Consider the following 16745-nt stretch of genomic DNA (forward strand, 5'->3'; position numbering starts at 1 on the left):
CTCCTTGCTTTTTATTGGTTTATTTAATTTTGGTTCCAAATCTAATTTCGTAATTAAAATAAATTTATATGAAAAACGTATTTAAAACAATATTTGTATTGTTAATTTTTGGTACATCTGTTCAGGCTCAAGAAAGAATTAATGTAATAGAAGATGCTTATATCCAGGGAGGTGAAACGGTTAACGCTGCTTTAGGTAAAACAGATCCTTTAAAACTAATGATTGCGAATTCGGATCTCGGTAATAAATATGCTCGTACTTCCTTTTTAAAATTCGAATTGCCTAGAAATATTAAATCAGCAGTATATATAGCTTTAAATGTTAATTTAAAAGTTTTTCAAAGTAAGGATAAACCAAATGACGTTTTAAATCTTGAAATTTATTCTATTGAAGATAGCTCATGGAATGAAAATGAAATCACAGCATTTTCAGCACCAAAATTAGGAACTTTGCTTGGTGTTTCATTAATTCCTCAATCTAATAAAGATGGATTGTATACAGTAGAATTAAAAGCGGATGAATTTAAAAAATTGGCAAAAGACAGTAAGAAAAACACAATTACTCTAGCTCTTGTTAGTACTAAGAATACTATAAGTGCTATGGCGGCTACAAAAGAAAAATCATTAAAAGATTCAGCTTATTTATCTTTTGAATAGATGTAATATTGAAAAAGATTGATTAAAATCTTTTGGAACTTTTTATGTTTGGTTGCTTAAAAGAAGTTTTATGGAATTCGTTTCATAAAACTTCTTTTAGTATATTTAATGTTGAAATATAGATTTTTAGATAGTAGAATTTCAACTTTTTCAAAACCAATCAGATATGTCAGAAAGTAATTTAAAATGTTCAGAAGCTGATTTGCTAATTAGAAAGCCTGTTTCAGAAGTTTTTCAAGCTTTCGTTGATCCAGAAGTGACAAAACATTTTTGGTTTACAAAAGGCAGTGACAAACTCGAAGTAGGTAAAACAGTAATTTGGGAATGGGAAATGTATAATTTTTCAACCAAAGTAGTGACCAAAGAGGTTATTCCGAATCAAAAAATAGTTATTGAGTGGTTTACTTCGGAAGTGCCAACTCTTGTTGATTTTAATTTCAAAACACTAAGCGACGGATCGACTTTTGTTAGTATTAAACATTATGGTTTTGATAAAACCGGTGACGAATTGTTAGAAGCAATTAAAGATTCAACAGGTGGATTTACAATCGTTTTGGCTGGACTCAAAGCATATTTGGAACACAATATAAATCTCAATCTTATTTTAGATAAATTTCCAAAAGAGCTCATGCAGCACGGGAAAGAGTAGAAACTTAGCAATTTTCAGATAACTGTATTGAGTATATTGCCATCTGAAAATTATCATATTAAATTTAAAGTCCTTTCTCTTTCATTTCCAAAATCACATCTGAAGCACTCTTAAAAGTTGGTGCTTGTTCTATAATACTTCCAACACGTTTTTTATTTAATTTGAAGGTAATATCGTTTTCTGTAGTGAATAATAATGCTGTCAAAAAAGGATTATTCATATACGGAGATAAAACGAAAAAAGCTTCTTCCAATGAATGGAAACTTTCGATTTCTTCTGTTTTGTAGCGAGCAATGATCGAAAGACTAAATACATCATTTTCCAATAGAACAGGACGTACATAGATATTTTTCAACTCAGTATCACCAATAGTTTTTGCCAAAGTTAGTTTGGCGTAGGTTTTATCAGCAATGCTTTCTTTTACTTTTTCCCAGAATTCAGCAAATACAGGTTGGAAGGACATATAGATTGGTTTTTTATTTTTAGAATATATAATAATTTTGATATTTTAATCTCACAAAGTTACTTTTAATAATTGTTTTGTGCTTCCTTTTTTTCCTAAGAAGTACACGGAATTACCCAAAGGAATACCTTTCGCAACCATAAATGGCACTTCATTTTCTTCATCATCTAGGATTTTTTCATATTCGAAATCACCTTTTTCATTTACTCGTATAAGGTTTAAATTGGATTTATTCTTTGGAATGTCAGTGAATTCTATTCTTTGATTTTTTAACTCTTTGATTTTTTCGCCAGAGTTAATAAAAAAACAAGGTTTGTCTTCTTGAATAGTAGCTGTATAAGATCCAAAATTTTCATTGTTGCTATTTTGGTGACTTTGCCTTTTATTGATGTTTCTTGCCCAAACTAAATCACCATCATTATTTAATTTTGCAGAGACAATATCGTCATAAGGAAAATATATTACAATTTCGCCCCTATTATTACGTTTAGTGGTTACTGTATATTCTTCCTGAGCATTAAAAAATAGCTCATTATTTTTAGTAAAAAAATAATTTTTAAAAGTTAAATATTTCAATTCTTTCTCTTTTTCTTCTCCATATTTATCAAACATAAATTGTTCCGAAAAAGGATTGTATTTTGATTTTAAAATTTCTAGAGAATTTGTGTCTAATTTAAAATAGCTAATTCCTTTATATTTATAATCATCGATTTCTGAATAAAACCCAATGCAAAGAAGCTGATTATTATGAAAAATGGATTTTAAAGAGCCAACAAAATTTTCTTTAGTGTCAATAAATTGAGATTTTTGAGCTTCAGAACTAATTTTGGTCATTTCAAATGAATATCTACCACCCTCTTTTTTCTCTGAGTTGTTTAAATACGCTTTTCCTAATATATAGATTGAACTTCCATTTGGATCGATTTGGATGTTCTGAAAAAAGTATTTTTTGTCTTTAATGTTTCTTGTGAATTCAGTTTCTATTTTTTTATTCAATTTATTGTCAAATAAATACAACTTTAAATATTCTGAATTTTGAGCATTGTAATCGATAGAAATAACAAAAGCGTTATTTGCTTCATTTACTGTCATTACTATGTCAGATCTATTACCATTTGGCATTTGAAATTCATTACTTAAACTAAAATTGGAAGAATTATCAATTTGACTGTTTAAATCACCAGAATTATCGTTTGTCCAAAGTTTACCAATTCGTTCATTAAAAACAGATTCTAAATTAAAATAACCAACTTTTTTTACTTCTTCTTTTGTTAACCTAAATAATTCTTTTTTGGATATTTTAAAATCTTCTGTTATAATATTTGCTTGGCAGATATATGTTTTTTGTTTTAAATCATGGTAAATTTCAATTATTTGAATTTGATTGTCGAATGAACAGATTCCAATAACTACATTCGATTTTTCACTTAAAATATGCTTTGTCTCATATTCAAATTCTTTAATGAGTTTTAAATTTTTATCATAATGTTCTATGTAAAAACCATTTTTAGTGGAAACACCACTTCCTACGTAGGATCGTACTATTAAAATTCCGTTATTTCCATCATCTTTAGAAAATACTATTTGTGACTCTTTATATTCATCTTTAAAAAGCTCACTTTTTTGAATTTTAAAAGGAATATTTTGAGCAAAACCTGAAAAGGAAGCCATTACAACTGCAAAAAGTAAAATTAATTTATTCATGTAGGTTAAAAATAGATATATTATTTCCCCTTAAAAACAGGTTTTCTTTTTTCTAAAAATGCTTTCGTTCCTTCGTTGAAATCCTCTGTTCCAAAACAACGCCCGAAGTTTTTTATCTCCGTTTCATAACCATTTTTACCTTCAGCAAAATTAGCATTGATAGATTTTATCGCTCTACCAATAGCAAAAGGAGAGTTTTTTATAATTTTTTGAGCAATCGAGTTTGCAAATTCAATTAATTCGGTTTGTGGTACTACATGATTAACTAAACCAGATTTTTTGGCTTCATCGGCAGTAATCATTTCGGCTGTTAATATCATTTCCATAGCACGGCCTTTACCCACTAATTGCGGTAAACGTTGTGTTCCTCCATATCCAGGAATAACACCAAGAGAAACTTCTGGAAGACCCATTTTGGCATTGTCAGATGCTACTCTAATGTGGCAAGCCATCGCTAATTCTAATCCGCCACCCAAAGCAAAACCATTTATTGCTGCAATAACAGGCGTTTTTAAATTTTCTATATAAGTAAAAAGTAATTCTTGTCCTTGAAAAGCAAGTTGCGCACCTTCTTCAATTGTGAAATGTGCAAATTCTGAAATATCAGCACCAGCAACAAACGCTTTTTCGCCACTTCCTGTAAGTATAATAACTTGGATTTCTTTGTTTTTACCCAATACTTTAAAGGCTTTGTGCAAATCATTTATAGTTGCAATATTCAAAGCATTTAATTTGGTTGGTCTATTGACAACTACTGTTGCGATATTGTCTTCAATAGAGATTAAAAGATTGTCGTAGTTCATTTCGATTGATGTTAGGTGTTAATAATGGGTAGGGTCACTGTAAAAATGGTTCCTCTTCCAAATTTAGTTTCAAAGGTAATTGTTCCGTTGTAGTTTTCTATAATGTTTTTTATAATTCCGAGACCTAGACCCATTCCGCTATTTTTGGTTGTGAATTTCGGTTCAAAAATATTTTCAATATGTATTGGATTTATTCCTGTTCCATTGTCTTTTATGGCAATAATAACTTGGTCTGTTGTCTTTTTTACAGTAACCAGTATCATTTTGGTTTCTTGATCATCGGGAATAGATTGCGTTGCATTTTTGACCAAATTGGTAATGATTCGTATGAGTTGTGTTCGGTCAATTTTTGAAATAATCTCCTGTTCCGAACATTCAAAAACGATATAATCTTCATTAAAAATATCCAAAGTCAGTTCTATTACCTCAACAACATTCAGCATTTCGTTTTGTTGAGCGGGCATAGAAGCAAAATCAGAAAAAGCCGAAGCTACCGAACTCATCGTGTCTATTTGCTGTATTAATGATTCTGCAAAATCATTAAGTTTTGGTCTGATATTAGGGTCTTCAGGATTGAATTTTCGCTGAAAACTTTGAATAGTAAGGCGCATTGGCGTAAGCGGATTTTTGATTTCATGAGCAACCTGCTTGGCCATTTCTCTCCAAGCCAAATCACGCTCGTTTTGAGCCAGTACAACAGCGTTTCTTTCGAGTTCTTCGATCATTCTGTTGTATGCAATCAATAACATGTTGATTTCTTTAATCTTCGCCGAAAATGGAATTTTTTCATTCTTCTGATTCAAACTCGTTTCTCTCAATTTTTCGGCAAAATCATAGATTGGTTTGGTTATGAATGAAGATAATATGTAGGCCAGTCCAAAGGCTATTGCATTCATTAGCAAATAGACTTGAGCTAAGTGAATCAGAAAATTGTTCAGTTCTTTTTCATAATACCCATCATCTGGAATATCGGGTAATTTTAGGATGGCAATAGGTTTGAATTTTTTATTTTTTATAAGACTATAAGACGATCTATACTTGATTCCATTGATAGTATTGACTTCAACAAATCTTTTTTCTATGGAAGCATTGACTAATCGAACTATAAATTTGGAGACTTTAGGAGAATGTTCTTCTACCGAAAAGGATTCTTTAGACGATTTTATTAGTGTTCCATCTAAGGAATATATTTGTATTTCAGTATTTTGAATGTCTGATATTTCGTGGATTTTATCTTTAAAAATTAATTTTAAATTATCATTGGTTAGAGGATAAGGTGACGTAGAAAGCACATAAGTAATATGCTTGTTTACATAATCTTCCATACTTTCTATTTGCCTTTGATTGTATTCTTTGGCAACATTTTTGTATTGGAAAATAGAAATGGTTATGAGTAAAAGTGAGGTTGCAATGATTAATATAACCATTGAAAGGAAGATTCTAAAACGTAATGAAATTAACGGAATCTTAAAACTTTTAGACATGATTATGATTTATTTCGCTCTCTAATTCTTTTATAAAATTTAAAACCAAGCATAATAGTAATCGAAAATATAAAAATTCCGATTACACCGTAGATCCAATTTACGGCATTTTTTAAAACTACTAAAAAAACGACTGCAAATAATATTATTGTAGCACCTTCATTCCACAAACGCATAAAATTAGTGGTGTATTTTACTTCGTCTCTTTGTAATTGGCTAAAAATTTGCTGGCACTTTAAATGATATAAATACAATAAAAATACAAAACAAAGTTTAACATGCATCCAAGGCATTTGCAACCAAGCATTTCCCATTGGAGTAAAAAACAACATCCAAAATGCAAAAAAACTTGCTAAAATAGCACTTGGCCAAGTAATAATGTACCATAATCGATACGTCATTATCTTGTATTGTTTTTGCAAAATTTCTTTTTCTGGCGAAGGTTTATCGTTGGCTTCAATTTGATAGACAAACAAACGAACGATATAAAAAAGACCTGCAAACCAAGTAATAACAAAGATGAGGTGCAGGGATTTAAGGTAGTTGTAGACTTCCATTTATTAATGTCTTTTTTCTTTACTCTTTATTCTGTTTTCTATTTAGCCCACTCGTTAATCCAATTTCCTACTGTCTCACACCATTCATCATCATCATTCAAACAAGGAATTGCTAAGAAATCTTCTCCTCCATTTTCTTCAAAATCTTCTTTGGCGCGCATGGCGATTTCTTCTAATGTTTCTAAACAATCCGAAACAAAAGCAGGCGTTACCACTGCTAAACTTTTAATTCCTTTCGCAGGCATTTTGTTGATTTCTATATCGGTATAAGGTTCCAGCCATTTGTCACCAGCTAATCTGGATTGAAAAGTCAAACTGTATTTACGTTCGGGAATGCCTAATAATTTTATGACTTGTTTGGTCGTTTCATAACATTGATGACGGTAGCAAAAATCGTGTGCTGGCGAAGGTGTGTTGCAACAAGAACCATCGATTTTGCAATGTGATTTGGTTACGTCTGTTTTACGAATGTGACGCTCTGGAATTCCATGATAAGAGAATAGTAAATGGTCATAATCAAAACCTTCTAAATGCTTTTTCATTGAATTAGCCAGATTTTGAATGTAATCAGGTTTGTTATAAAACGCAGGAACATCCGTAAAGGTCATTTGAGGAAATTTCTTCTTGCGAATTTCTTCTGCTTTCACTAAAATCGTCAAAGTTGAAGCCATTGCATATTGAGGATACAACGGAAAAAGCAATACTTCGGTAACTCCTTTGTCTTGCAATTCCTGAAGTCCTTTTTCTATAGTCATACTTCCGTAACGCATTGCCAGTGCCACAGGAACATTTACCAAAGGCTGTACTTTTTTCTGCATTCTTTCTGAAAGAACTACCAAAGGCGAACCTTCGTCCCACCAAATTTTTGCGTAAGCGTGAGCTGATTCTTCAGGTCTTTTTCGCAAAATAATACCACGAACTAATAATGCACGCAACAAATACGGAACGTCAATCACGTATTTATCCATTAAAAATTCGTCTAAATACGGTTTTACATCTTTTGGAGTTGGACTATCTGGAGAGCCTAAGTTTACTAATAATACGCCTTTCATTTGCAGATTTTTGTTGTTTTTTAATGGTCAAATGTAATTCGCATAATAACTATTGGTGTTTTTACCAATTTACGTTTATGCTCATTTCATATATAGGTTTTAATTTTCGTCAAAAGTAAAGAAACTCACTTTTTGGAAATATGATAAATGTTATTTTTTTATTATGATTTAATATTTAAAAATGATAGTTTTTTAAATATTAGTATTAATCGACATTAAATATTTTTTGGGAGTTGTTCCAAATTTCTTTTTGAAAGCAGCAATAAAATGACTTCCAGTGCTGTAACCAATTTTTAAACCCACTTCGTTTACATTGTAGGAACCGCTATCGAGTAATTTTCGGGCAGTATCCATTTTATAATCAAATAGAAAACCATAAACCGTATCGCCATAAATTTGCTTGAAACCCATTTTTAGTTTCTTTAAATTCAAACCAATTTGATCGGCTAATTCTTGTAAACCTGGTGGTTCGGCCATATTGGCGATGATGATTTCCTTGGCTTTTTTAATTTTTAAGACATTTTCTTCATCTACTAAAAATGGACATTGTTCGGCATTTGGATCTTCACTTCGATTAAAAAACAAACTTAATAATTCGTACCCTTTGCCTTTATAATACAAGTTTTTTATAGATGGATTCAAATTGTAATGAAACATTTGATTCAAAACAATCGCCATCGATGGACTAATATTACTTTCGTTATAGTATTTTTTTTCCTGGTTTTCTTTGCTTAAGAATGGAACATGTTCAGCATCTGTTGTAAATAATCCGTGAAATTTTTTGATGGAAACAAATATAGAAATCAACCATGTTTTTGGAGCAACTTCAACATTCAAAGGCAGCTCTTTTTCAGTATTATAAAAAAGTAACGCTTTCTCTTCATTGAGTTTTAAGTTGTAATTTCCTTGATTGAAAATGTAATTGGCATTTCCTTTCAAGCCAAAATGAAACTGAATCAAGCCTAATTGAACAGGACGTTGAAATGTTATGATTTCATCGGTGTTATTTTGAAAACGAATTAAAATAAAATCATCGTCAATTTTTATTTCTTCCTCCATTTTGTTGATTTACTTTATTCAAATTGTTATTGTCGTTTCTGTTGAAACGAATAATTGGTCTTTCAAAATTAAATCTTTTTGATGGTTTATCGTTTACTTGCTCCTAAATTTATAAAATCTTTATTGTTTTGTCTCTTTAATATTTAAAATTGGTAGCCATTTGAACATTAACTTTATTGGCTAGTTTGTTTTTGACAACAGCTGGTATTGCAATATTAAAGTCGCTTGCGTTTACACTGAAGTTAGATGACATTTTAATTACTAAAGACGTTTTGCTAATTTTTGCGGTAATGGTTATATCTTTTGGTATTCCGTGAAGTTCTAGCTTTCCTTTTATAATAAAATCTTTGGGATTCGCGGTTAAACTATTCACATCAAAAGCATCAATTTTTCCTTTGAATATCGCTTTGGGATATTGGTCACTTTCAATAAAATTTTCATTGAAATGTTCTTCCATCAAAGCAATTTTAAACTGGAATCCTCTCATTATAGCCAAACTGGCAATTTCTCCTGTTACTGGATTTAAAACAAAAGTTACACTATTATTGGTTGCCTTAACTTCTTCAAAAGAAGGAACCGAAGCTTCAAAAGTAACCGTACCTGATTTGCTAATCATTTTTTCTTGTGATGTGCCAATAGTTGAAATACATAGCATTATTAAGAGTATAATTTTTTTCATGATTTTAGTTTTAAATTATTTTTCTGGCAATAGGTATTGAACGTTTTGTAATTTGATAATGATTAAAAAGCAGTTATTCTTGTTATAGTTTTATTACTTAAAGTCAGGTATCAAAACAGCACTAATTTTAATATTTACCTTACTAGCCAATTTGTATTTAATAAGCGCAGGAATTGGGATGCTAAAATCACTTGTATTTACAGGAAAGCTGGAAAAAATAGTGATTCGTGAGCCAGTTTTACTGATTCTTGCGTTAGCATTTATCTCTTTAGACTTACCGTGAAGTTCCAATTTTCCTTTTATGATGTAGTCTTTATATTCCCCTGTCAAATTGTTAGTATCAAATCCTTCTATTTGTCCTCTAAAAATTGCTTTTGGATATTGATCCGTTTCCATATAATTTTCATTGAAATGTTCTTCCATCAAAGCGATTTCAAACTGAAACCCTTTCATTATAGCCAAGCTTGCAATTTCTCCTGTTGTTGGATTTAAAACAAAAGTGACATTGCTGTTGGTTCCTCTGACTTCGTCAAAAGAAGGAAATGAAGCATCAAATATTATTGTCCCTGATTTAGTTATCAGTTTTTCTTGCGAAAAGACAATGAATGGAGACGATAGCATGATTATGAGTATGATTTTTTTCATTGTTCTAATAATCCTTCTTTTTCCCATTTAATAATAATGTCTATTGTGGCTTGAGGCATTCTTGGTCCACCACTAGGCATTAAGGAGCCATTTCCGTTTTCTAATGAAATTCTGGTCAGTAATCCGCGATTTAAGACTGCTTGTTTCACTTGCTCATAAGTGACTAAAGACATCGGAGCTCCATTTTTAGGAACAGCAGCGTGACAAACTACACAATTGTTGTCAATGATGGGTTTTACATTTTGATTATAAGTTGTTAAGCCCATCATTGGTGTATCGTCCATTAACGTACTTGGATTGTCATTGGTACAACCCACTAGGACTGAAGAAAATGACAAGACGGCAAAAAGAGTTTTCGCATTCATAGTGATTGGTTTTAAATTAAAATGAAAGAATCGTAAAAGGATTTCTAAATCATATACGGTAAAATGAATGGTATAGTTTTTTTAGACTGCAGATTTATAGTTTAAAACCAAAGGTTTGTTTTTAACGTAGATACTTCAAACACCAAAAAACTAGCCATGATAAAAAAAATACTTCTAGGAATCTCGTTTTCCGTGGCAATTGCAAGTCCGATTTATCTCTATACGTATAAAGCCCACAGAGATATTAGTTTAGAAACAGTTGACTATGTAGTAACTATTTCTGGATTGGAGAGAGAATTCACGACTAATGATAGTTTGGCTTATGTCAAATATCAAGATAAAACTATTGAATTAACAGCCACAATATCGGCAGTTGATGTGGCAAGCAAAGGAATTGTTTTAGGGGAAAAAGTGTTTGCAACCTTCAAAGACAGTTTGCCAAAAAACATCACATCGGGTAAAAAACTAAAAATCAAAGGACGTTTTTTAGGATACGATGAATTGCTGGGAGAATTTAAAATGGACCAAAGTTCAGTAGCACATTAAATAAAATAACTCAAAACCATACATCATGAAAAAGCTTTTACTCTTATTATTCTTATTTCCTTTATTGACATACTCTCAAGACGATTTATTGGCTGGAATAGACACTCCTGTTGCCAAAGAAAAAGTAACGTCTGCCTTTAAAGCTCTAAAAATCGTTAATCTAGAATCTACAAAACTGGCTGCAAAAGGTGATTTGTACTTTGTTGTAGCGCACCGATTTGGGTCTATACAAGATGGATTTGAGGGTTTTTATGGATTGGATAATGCCAATACTCAAATCAAATTCATTTACGGATTAACAAACGGACTTCATATAAGTGCTGCCAGAAGTCAATTTGCTTATGATTTTGCAGCAAAATATGCTTTGTTTCCTCAAATAAAAGATGGTTTTCCAGTTTGCATTGTTGGTTTTAGCAGTTTGTCTATTAACAACACGCTCAAGGAAAGTGTGTATCCTGAATTAAAATTTGAGAATCGGTTGACTTATGTAACGCAATTATTGATTTCTAGAAAATTCTCTGAAAAGTTGTCGTTAGAATTGGTGCCGACATTTTTTCACGAAAACTTTGTCGAAAATGAAGCGCAAAATAATTCGCAATATGCTATAGGTTTTGGTGGGAGATACAAATTCGCTAAACGCTGGTCGTTAAATATGGATTACGCTGCACATTTAAATAGAGCTTCGAATTCTATTTATAACAATCCGTTTTCTATTGGGTTTGATTTAGAAACTGGAGGTCACGTTTTTCAAATGCACTTTACCAATTCTCAAGGTATTGACGAAGCAGGATATTTGGCTAGAACTACGGGCGATTGGTCAAAAGGTGATGTGTTTTTTGGATTTAATCTGGCCAGAGTTTTCTAAAGTTATTTGACTTGATATTGATTTCGGTATTTAAAACAATTCTAAATTGATGTTTTTTCCTTTTAAATAAAACCAAATTAAAAAAGCACTCGTATATCATTTTAAAGTCAAATCAATTTTAAAATCATCGGTATGAAAACTAAAAAAATAATCAAAAGAGGGCTATGGACATTATCAACAGTTGCCGTGCTATTTATTGGCATTATGCTTTTCCATATTATTACAGCCAAACCTGCTGTTTATGAAAGTCCAAATCTACAAGTTAGTAGAATCGATTTTAAAACAAATATAGATTCTGCTAAAGCCAAACAGATTTGTGCAGATTTAAGATCTATTAAAGGATTGACATCCGATTCAATAATTGTCAAAAGAAATGTGGTGGTTTATTTCCACAACAATAAAATCACTAATTCTGAAAAAGTGTATAACGAATTAATGAACAAAGGACATTATGATGCTCAACGTTACATTTTGCCAGCAAATTTGGCAAATAAAGAAGTTTGTCCTATAGATCAAAACAGTTTTACCTATAAAGTAGCTAAATCATTAAATCAAATTTTTAATTAACCTTTAATATTTATTATCATGAAAAATTTTTCTAAAATTACACTAAGTGTATTAATCGTTGCATCGGCAACTTTTACATCTTGCAACAATGACGATGAAGATCCAGCACCAATGGCCAAAGAATCAATATACAATCGATTAGGTGGTAGTGCAATGGTAGCAGATCCTGATAATTCAGGACAAATGATCGAAAAAGGGCGTTTAAGTTTTCGTAAAGTAGTAAATTCAGCTATTGGACTGATCGTTGCAGATGTTCAATCGAATGCAGCAGGGAATTTACAAGCTCATTTTGCACCACTTTTAGCAGAAACAGGAAGTACTCAAACAACAAACATTGCTAAATTATCTGATAATTTAACTGATTTCTTCTCTTTCAATACCGGAGGAACAAATGCTGTAAATACCTATTCTGGTTTGAGTATGGTAGCCGCTCATGATCCAGCGATAAACAAGCGTATGGGAACAAAATCCAGTAGTGCTGATTATACTAAATTTGAAGGTTATGTTGGTGCCGCTGCCAATGCAAATGGTGTTGCTTCAAATACAGAACTTTATACTGATATTGTTGCTGTTTTAGAATCATTGAGAACTCCAATCGTTCAAAAATAATTTTGTTGTTTATAAAAAACGCTGCTTTTTTGGTAGCGTTTTTTATTTAAAAGTTGTTTTCTTTAAAATTTCAGCACTTTCGTTAATTATTTATATGAAAGTGAATGATTTATAAATTTAAGGATACTTCTCTGCCCCCTAAGCGATATTTTTTCGCATAAAATTTAAAGCAAAAGCAAAAGGGTTATTTAGAATAAATCTACATAACTAGGTATTGAAGGCTTGATTTCATTACAAATGGCAATAAACACTATTTAGATTTGCTATTTTGAATCAATTTATTCCGTAGCGATATAAAAAGTTCCTCTAGCGTTGTTTTTATAAAATAGTTAGTAATAATTTTGTCAAACTTTTTAAGGAAAGTATAATATGGAAAATTTTAATATGTCCAAAACTACCACTTTTTACGCTTTAGGTTTAAGTTACAAAAAAGCAGATGCTACAATTAGAGGAAAATTTAGTTTAGATGCTACTGCACAATCTGCCTTATTGGAACAAGCTAAAGCCGAAGGAATAGAATCATTAATTATCACTTCTACTTGTAATAGAACTGAAATTTATGGTTTTGCCAATCATCCTTATGAGTTAATCAAGTTACTTTGCGACAACAGTAATGGTACTGTAGAGGAATTTAGAGAAGTAGCTTACATATATAAAAATCAAGAAGCGGTTAATCATATGTTTCGTGTAGGGACAGGTTTGGATAGCCAAATTTTAGGTGATTTTGAAATCATTAGCCAAATCAAAATCGCTTTCAATCAAAGTAAAACACTAGATTTAGTAAACACTTTTCTAGATCGTTTAGTAAACTCGGTAATTCAAGCGAGTAAAAAAATTAAAACAGATACTGAAATTTCTTCTGGAGCAACATCCGTTTCGTTTGCATCCGTTCAATATATTATCCGAAACGTAGAAGACATTGGAGACAAAAATATTCTATTATTTGGAACAGGAAAAATAGGTAGAAATACTTGTGAAAACTTAGTAAAACATACTAAAAACGGGCATATCACTCTTGTAAACAGAACGAAGAATAAAGCCGAAATATTGGCTGGAAAGCTCAATGTTATTGTAAAAGATTATGCCAACTTACAAGAAGAATTACAACAAACTGATGTTTTGGTAGTTGCTACAGGTGCTAAAAATCCAACAATTGATAAAGCATTGTTGAATTTGAAAAAACCATTATTGATTTTGGATTTATCAATTCCAAGAAATGTAAATCCGGATGTTGAACAAATTGAAGGTGTAACTTTAATTCATTTGGATTATTTGTCTCAAATGACAGACGATACTCTAGAAAGAAGAAAGCAACATATTCCTGCTGCCGAAGCGATTATCGAGGATATAAAATTAGAATTTAATATTTGGATGAATGGTCGAAAATACGCACCAACCATTCACGCATTAAAAGCTAAATTAAGCGATATCGTAGCAAGTGAATTGGCTTTTCAAAGAAAAAAAACTTCCAATTTTAATGAAGAACAGGCTGATTTAATCAGTGCTAGAATCATTCAAAAAATAACCAATCAATTTGCTACTCATTTGAAAGACGAAAATACTTCGGTAGATGAAAGTATTGAGTTTATTGAGAAAATATTTCAAATTGGACAATTGGCACCAAAAAATACTACTTCTGAAATCGAAGAAAAATACAAAATCAATTTGTCATGAAATTTTAACCATTAAGATATTAAGAAAATTAAGTTTTGAGGCTAAAAAAAATGAACCATTAAGATTTAAAAAAAATTAAGTTTTGTATTTATAAAAGCAGTCTTAATAAACTTAATATCTTAATGGTGAAAAATAAAAAAGTTCTATGACAAAAAAAGAGGTTACACAATTAGCTTATGAAATTACAGGTTTTGCGATAAAAGTGCATAAAGCTTTAGGACCGGGACTTTTAGAGAGCATTTATGAGCAGTGCCTTAAATATGAATTAGAACAAAATGGATACGATGTTAAACAACAATTAGTTGTTAAAATAGATTATTATAACCTTGAATTAGAATCTGATTTAAGAATTGATTTACTTGTTAATGATTGCATAGTTGTTGAATTAAAAGCTATAGAAAACCTTTTGCCAATCCACGAAGCACAATTACTTACGTATATGAAATTATTGCAAAGACCTCAAGGGTTATTAATTAATTTTAACACTTTAAATATAACAAAATCAATGAAGCCTCTTGTAAATGATTATTTTGCAAGATTGATAGATTAAACAAAAATTGAACCATTAAGATATTAAGAAAATTAAGTTTATGGCTTAAAATTTCATTATAAATCGTTGAGACAATTTAAGCTTTATGTTTTACAACGTCTAGCTTAATTAACTTAATATCTTAATGGTGAAAAAATAAAAAACCTTGGTTTTAGAAACAAAAAATGGCTGAAAAAAGAATCAGAATTGGAACCCGCGATAGCGAATTAGCACTTTGGCAAGCGCATACCGTAGAAAAAAAATTAAACGATTTAGGCTATAAAACCGAAATTATTGCCGTAAAATCTCAAGGTGATATTATTCTTGATAAACCACTTTACGAACTCGGAATCACTGGAATTTTTACTAAAACATTAGATGTTGCCATGATTAATGGTGATGTAGATATTGCTGTACATTCTATGAAAGATGTGCCAACGGCTTTGCCTATTGGTATTGTTCAATCGGCGGTTCTGGAAAGAGCCAATACTTTGGATATTTTGGTGCATAAAGGAAATCTTGATTTTTTAGAATCAAACGCAACTATCGCTACAGGAAGTTTGCGTCGTCAAGCAATGTGGCTCAATAAATACCCAAATCATAGTGTCGTTGATTTACGTGGAAACGTAAATTCCAGAATGCAAAAACTAAAGGACAACGATTGGAGTGGAGCCGTTTTTGCAGCTGCAGGTTTAGAAAGAATCAACTTGAAACCGACCGATTTTATTGATCTGGATTGGATGATTCCAGCGCCAGCTCAAGGGGCAATGGTTGTTGTCGCTATGGCAAATGATGATTATACACTAGATGCCGTTTCGCAACTTAATGATGTCGAAACAGAAGTTTGTACACATATAGAAAGACAATTTCTAAAAACTCTTGAAGGAGGTTGTACAGCGCCTATTGGAGCATTGGCCACTTATTGTGAATTAGAAGATACTTTTACTTTCAAAGGTATTTTGTTAGCTATTGATGGAAAACAGAAATTAGAAATCGAAAAAGTTGTTCCTGTTGAAGAATGGAAAAAATTAGGTTTCAATTGTGCTAAAGAAATATTAGATAATGGTGGAGCTGAATTGATGGCTTCTATAAAAGCTGCTTTAAAAAAATAAATTGGTCTTCCAAAACATGAAAATACTCTCTACCAAAATACTTGCTGAATACCAAAAAAAAGCACTAATTGACGCTGGTTTTGATTGCATCGAAAGTGATTTTATTTCAACAAAAATCAAATCTTTTGATTTAAAAAACATAAACGATAGTTTGATTTTTAGTAGTCAAAATGGGGTTGAAAGTGTTTTACAACATCCAGAATTGGAAAAACTAAAAACTAAAAAAGTATATTGTGTTGGGTTAAAGACCAAAATATTACTTTCAGAAAATGGATTTGACGTAGTAGCGTACACTGGTTATGCATCTGATTTAGCAGAAATCATCACTTTGATTTACAACTCCGAATGCTTTACTTTTTTTAGCGGAAATAAACGCAGAGATACATTACCAAACGCTTTAAAAGAAGCAGGAGTAGTATTTAATGAAATCGAAGTTTACGAAACTACATTAACACCTCATAAAATAAAGGATTCAGTAGAGGCGATTTTGTTTTTTAGTCCTTCAGGTGTTGAAAGTTATTTAAAAGAAAACACAATCAAAAAAGAAGTTTGTTTTTGTATTGGCGAAACCACTGCATCAGCATTAGAAAATAAAACTAAAAATATTGTCATCGCAGAACAACCATCAGTTGAAGATGTGATTGAATCAGTAATTGAAACGCTATAAGCAGAAAGCTTTAAGCAATATGCAAAATTTAAAAACAATAAACGCTTAAAGCCTTGAGCT

The 16745-nt window shown here is 31.1% G+C and carries 20 protein-coding genes; 10 read left to right on the forward strand and 10 right to left on the reverse strand.

Annotated features, from left to right (window positions below; genetic code table 11):
- Nucleotides 1-68 precede the first annotated feature (68 nt).
- Both ACUN3A_RS09815 and ACUN3A_RS09820 read left to right on the forward strand, forming a co-directional pair.
- Nucleotides 69-656 (forward strand): CBM96 family carbohydrate-binding protein, encoded by a 588-nt coding sequence (locus tag ACUN3A_RS09815; RefSeq protein WP_445551113.1) that lies wholly within the window; start codon nucleotides 69-71, stop codon nucleotides 654-656.
- Between the two features lie 166 nt (nucleotides 657-822).
- A complete protein-coding gene (locus tag ACUN3A_RS09820) occupies nucleotides 823-1305 on the forward strand; it encodes an SRPBCC family protein (protein WP_445551114.1) in 483 nt (160 codons plus the stop codon).
- A gap of 64 nt (nucleotides 1306-1369) precedes the next feature.
- Here ACUN3A_RS09820 and ACUN3A_RS09825 read toward each other — a convergent pair whose 3' ends face one another.
- The 10 genes from ACUN3A_RS09825 to ACUN3A_RS09870 all read right to left on the reverse strand — a co-directional run bounded on the left by ACUN3A_RS09825 (nucleotide 1370) and on the right by ACUN3A_RS09870 (nucleotide 10116).
- Nucleotides 1370-1768: a hypothetical protein gene (locus tag ACUN3A_RS09825; RefSeq protein WP_445551115.1), complete on the reverse strand. Its 399-nt coding sequence runs from the start codon at nucleotides 1766-1768 to the stop codon at nucleotides 1370-1372.
- A 51-nt stretch (nucleotides 1769-1819) separates the two neighbouring features.
- Nucleotides 1820-3472 carry a hypothetical protein gene (locus tag ACUN3A_RS09830; protein ID WP_445551116.1) on the reverse strand — a complete coding sequence of 551 codons (1653 nt, stop codon included), beginning with the start codon at nucleotides 3470-3472 and terminating at the stop codon, nucleotides 1820-1822.
- Between the two features lie 20 nt (nucleotides 3473-3492).
- Complete coding sequence (locus ACUN3A_RS09835) at nucleotides 3493-4275, reverse strand: enoyl-CoA hydratase/isomerase family protein (RefSeq protein WP_445551117.1); 783 nt, start codon at nucleotides 4273-4275, stop codon at nucleotides 3493-3495.
- 11 nt (nucleotides 4276-4286) lie between these two features.
- Nucleotides 4287-5759 carry a sensor histidine kinase gene (locus ACUN3A_RS09840; RefSeq protein WP_445551118.1) on the reverse strand — a complete coding sequence of 491 codons (1473 nt, stop codon included), beginning with the start codon at nucleotides 5757-5759 and terminating at the stop codon, nucleotides 4287-4289.
- Nucleotides 5760-5761: 2 nt separating this feature from the next.
- Entirely contained in the window at nucleotides 5762-6316 is a 555-nt protein-coding gene (locus ACUN3A_RS09845; protein WP_445551119.1) for a CopD family protein, read from the reverse strand.
- Between the two features lie 38 nt (nucleotides 6317-6354).
- Nucleotides 6355-7368 (reverse strand): ferrochelatase, encoded by a 1014-nt coding sequence (gene hemH / locus ACUN3A_RS09850; protein WP_445551120.1) that lies wholly within the window; start codon nucleotides 7366-7368, stop codon nucleotides 6355-6357.
- 192 nt (nucleotides 7369-7560) lie between these two features.
- The gene (locus ACUN3A_RS09855; protein ID WP_445551121.1) at nucleotides 7561-8427 is read right to left on the reverse strand and encodes a helix-turn-helix transcriptional regulator; all 867 of its coding nucleotides are present in this window, start codon (nucleotides 8425-8427) and stop codon (nucleotides 7561-7563) included.
- Nucleotides 8428-8563: 136 nt separating this feature from the next.
- Nucleotides 8564-9106: a YceI family protein gene (locus tag ACUN3A_RS09860; RefSeq protein ID WP_445551122.1), complete on the reverse strand. Its 543-nt coding sequence runs from the start codon at nucleotides 9104-9106 to the stop codon at nucleotides 8564-8566.
- Between the two features lie 93 nt (nucleotides 9107-9199).
- Nucleotides 9200-9751, reverse strand: coding sequence for a YceI family protein (locus ACUN3A_RS09865; RefSeq protein ID WP_445551123.1), 552 nt, complete (start codon nucleotides 9749-9751; stop codon nucleotides 9200-9202).
- Entirely contained in the window at nucleotides 9748-10116 is a 369-nt protein-coding gene (locus ACUN3A_RS09870) for a hypothetical protein (RefSeq protein ID WP_445551124.1), read from the reverse strand. Before ACUN3A_RS09870 ends, ACUN3A_RS09865 begins: the two co-directional genes overlap by 4 nt.
- A gap of 156 nt (nucleotides 10117-10272) precedes the next feature.
- On the opposite strand from ACUN3A_RS09870, the gene ACUN3A_RS09875 reads away from it, so the two are divergent.
- From ACUN3A_RS09875 to ACUN3A_RS09910, 8 genes are all read left to right on the forward strand, one after another.
- Nucleotides 10273-10662, forward strand: coding sequence for a hypothetical protein (locus ACUN3A_RS09875; protein ID WP_445551125.1), 390 nt, complete (start codon nucleotides 10273-10275; stop codon nucleotides 10660-10662).
- Nucleotides 10663-10687: 25 nt separating this feature from the next.
- Nucleotides 10688-11527: a DUF5777 family beta-barrel protein gene (locus ACUN3A_RS09880; protein WP_445551126.1), complete on the forward strand. Its 840-nt coding sequence runs from the start codon at nucleotides 10688-10690 to the stop codon at nucleotides 11525-11527.
- 132 nt (nucleotides 11528-11659) lie between these two features.
- Nucleotides 11660-12094: a hypothetical protein gene (locus ACUN3A_RS09885; RefSeq protein WP_445551127.1), complete on the forward strand. Its 435-nt coding sequence runs from the start codon at nucleotides 11660-11662 to the stop codon at nucleotides 12092-12094.
- 18 nt (nucleotides 12095-12112) lie between these two features.
- The gene (locus ACUN3A_RS09890; RefSeq protein ID WP_445551128.1) at nucleotides 12113-12703 is read left to right on the forward strand and encodes a hypothetical protein; all 591 of its coding nucleotides are present in this window, start codon (nucleotides 12113-12115) and stop codon (nucleotides 12701-12703) included.
- 369 nt (nucleotides 12704-13072) lie between these two features.
- Nucleotides 13073-14377, forward strand: coding sequence for a glutamyl-tRNA reductase (gene hemA, locus ACUN3A_RS09895; RefSeq protein ID WP_445551129.1), 1305 nt, complete (start codon nucleotides 13073-13075; stop codon nucleotides 14375-14377).
- Nucleotides 14378-14522: 145 nt separating this feature from the next.
- Nucleotides 14523-14927: a GxxExxY protein gene (locus ACUN3A_RS09900; protein WP_445551130.1), complete on the forward strand. Its 405-nt coding sequence runs from the start codon at nucleotides 14523-14525 to the stop codon at nucleotides 14925-14927.
- A gap of 164 nt (nucleotides 14928-15091) precedes the next feature.
- Nucleotides 15092-16018, forward strand: a complete 927-nt coding sequence (gene hemC / locus ACUN3A_RS09905; protein ID WP_445551131.1) for a hydroxymethylbilane synthase — start codon at nucleotides 15092-15094, stop codon at nucleotides 16016-16018.
- 16 nt (nucleotides 16019-16034) lie between these two features.
- Nucleotides 16035-16685: a uroporphyrinogen-III synthase gene (locus ACUN3A_RS09910; protein ID WP_445551132.1), complete on the forward strand. Its 651-nt coding sequence runs from the start codon at nucleotides 16035-16037 to the stop codon at nucleotides 16683-16685.
- Nucleotides 16686-16745: the final 60 nt, after the last annotated feature.

Source organism: Flavobacterium sp. WC2509, from assembly GCF_052683105.1.

Coding starts and splice junctions, on each gene's coding strand:
- ACUN3A_RS09815 (WP_445551113.1), top strand. CDS start 69: ATGAAAAACGTATTTAAAACAATATTTGTATTGTTAATTTTTGGTACA.
- ACUN3A_RS09820 (WP_445551114.1), top strand. CDS start 823: ATGTCAGAAAGTAATTTAAAATGTTCAGAAGCTGATTTGCTAATTAGA.
- ACUN3A_RS09825 (WP_445551115.1), bottom strand. CDS start 1,768: ATGTCCTTCCAACCTGTATTTGCTGAATTCTGGGAAAAAGTAAAAGAA.
- ACUN3A_RS09830 (WP_445551116.1), bottom strand. CDS start 3,472: ATGAATAAATTAATTTTACTTTTTGCAGTTGTAATGGCTTCCTTTTCA.
- ACUN3A_RS09835 (WP_445551117.1), bottom strand. CDS start 4,275: ATGAACTACGACAATCTTTTAATCTCTATTGAAGACAATATCGCAACA.
- ACUN3A_RS09840 (WP_445551118.1), bottom strand. CDS start 5,759: ATGTCTAAAAGTTTTAAGATTCCGTTAATTTCATTACGTTTTAGAATC.
- ACUN3A_RS09845 (WP_445551119.1), bottom strand. CDS start 6,316: ATGGAAGTCTACAACTACCTTAAATCCCTGCACCTCATCTTTGTTATT.
- hemH (WP_445551120.1), bottom strand. CDS start 7,368: ATGAAAGGCGTATTATTAGTAAACTTAGGCTCTCCAGATAGTCCAACT.
- ACUN3A_RS09855 (WP_445551121.1), bottom strand. CDS start 8,427: ATGGAGGAAGAAATAAAAATTGACGATGATTTTATTTTAATTCGTTTT.
- ACUN3A_RS09860 (WP_445551122.1), bottom strand. CDS start 9,106: ATGAAAAAAATTATACTCTTAATAATGCTATGTATTTCAACTATTGGC.
- ACUN3A_RS09865 (WP_445551123.1), bottom strand. CDS start 9,751: ATGAAAAAAATCATACTCATAATCATGCTATCGTCTCCATTCATTGTC.
- ACUN3A_RS09870 (WP_445551124.1), bottom strand. CDS start 10,116: ATGAATGCGAAAACTCTTTTTGCCGTCTTGTCATTTTCTTCAGTCCTA.
- ACUN3A_RS09875 (WP_445551125.1), top strand. CDS start 10,273: ATGATAAAAAAAATACTTCTAGGAATCTCGTTTTCCGTGGCAATTGCA.
- ACUN3A_RS09880 (WP_445551126.1), top strand. CDS start 10,688: ATGAAAAAGCTTTTACTCTTATTATTCTTATTTCCTTTATTGACATAC.
- ACUN3A_RS09885 (WP_445551127.1), top strand. CDS start 11,660: ATGAAAACTAAAAAAATAATCAAAAGAGGGCTATGGACATTATCAACA.
- ACUN3A_RS09890 (WP_445551128.1), top strand. CDS start 12,113: ATGAAAAATTTTTCTAAAATTACACTAAGTGTATTAATCGTTGCATCG.
- hemA (WP_445551129.1), top strand. CDS start 13,073: ATGGAAAATTTTAATATGTCCAAAACTACCACTTTTTACGCTTTAGGT.
- ACUN3A_RS09900 (WP_445551130.1), top strand. CDS start 14,523: ATGACAAAAAAAGAGGTTACACAATTAGCTTATGAAATTACAGGTTTT.
- hemC (WP_445551131.1), top strand. CDS start 15,092: ATGGCTGAAAAAAGAATCAGAATTGGAACCCGCGATAGCGAATTAGCA.
- ACUN3A_RS09910 (WP_445551132.1), top strand. CDS start 16,035: ATGAAAATACTCTCTACCAAAATACTTGCTGAATACCAAAAAAAAGCA.